1 pseudogene is annotated in these 655 nt (G+C 69.8%); it reads right to left on the bottom strand.

From position 1 onward, the window contains the following. Positions 1 to 430: pseudogene (locus ABD323_RS43395) on the bottom strand (hypothetical protein); the annotation flags it as partial. Positions 431 to 655 lie beyond the last annotated feature (225 nt).

Below are 655 nucleotides of genomic sequence, written 5' to 3'. Positions count from 1 at the left end.
CCGCCATGATGGTGTCGCTGTAGGTCCGCCCCGGTTCCGTGACGAAGCCCGCCCCGGGCAGCCAGTTCCGCAGGTGGGCGGCGGTCCGCTCGTTGCTGTCGGGGCCGCCGAGGCAGAACTCGGCCTTGCCGCCCAGCCCCTGGCGGACCTGGTCGTGCGCGACGATGTCGGCCTGCGCGTCGCACTCCTTGACCAGCGCGGCCAACTCCATCAGCGCGTACACGTCGTTGCGCGAGACGCTCTTCGAACTGGCAGCCGGGGACTGCCGGTTGACCACCAGCAGGCACTCGGTGCCGCCGGGCATGCCGAAGAACTCCCGCACCCGGCCGAGCCGTCGGCGACGGCGCACGGTCTGGGCGAGCCAGCCGAGACCGGCGCTGATGGCGCTGGCCAGCAGGCCGAGCACCAGGTTGAGCAGGCTGTCGATCATCGCGCCGTCCCTTCCTGGTTCCGCTCCGATCCGGCGACCGCGCCAGCCTAGCGGCCGGGCCCATCCGGTGAGGGTGGCTCAGGGCAACAGATGTACGGGTCAGGATCTGTTCGGATCAGCACGACGGAAGTGGAGGCGGAGGATCCGGTTCGGCCGGTGTCCAACCGTGATGGTCTGGACCATTGACGACGATTCCCGTCGATCCCTAGCGTTTCGGGCGACGGT

The sequence above is a fragment of the Kitasatospora nipponensis genome, from assembly GCF_039528135.1.
In the GTDB taxonomy this organism is placed as follows: Bacteria; Actinomycetota; Actinomycetes; order Streptomycetales; family Streptomycetaceae; genus Kitasatospora; species Kitasatospora nipponensis.
This window is presented reverse-complemented; position numbering and strand designations above follow the sequence as displayed.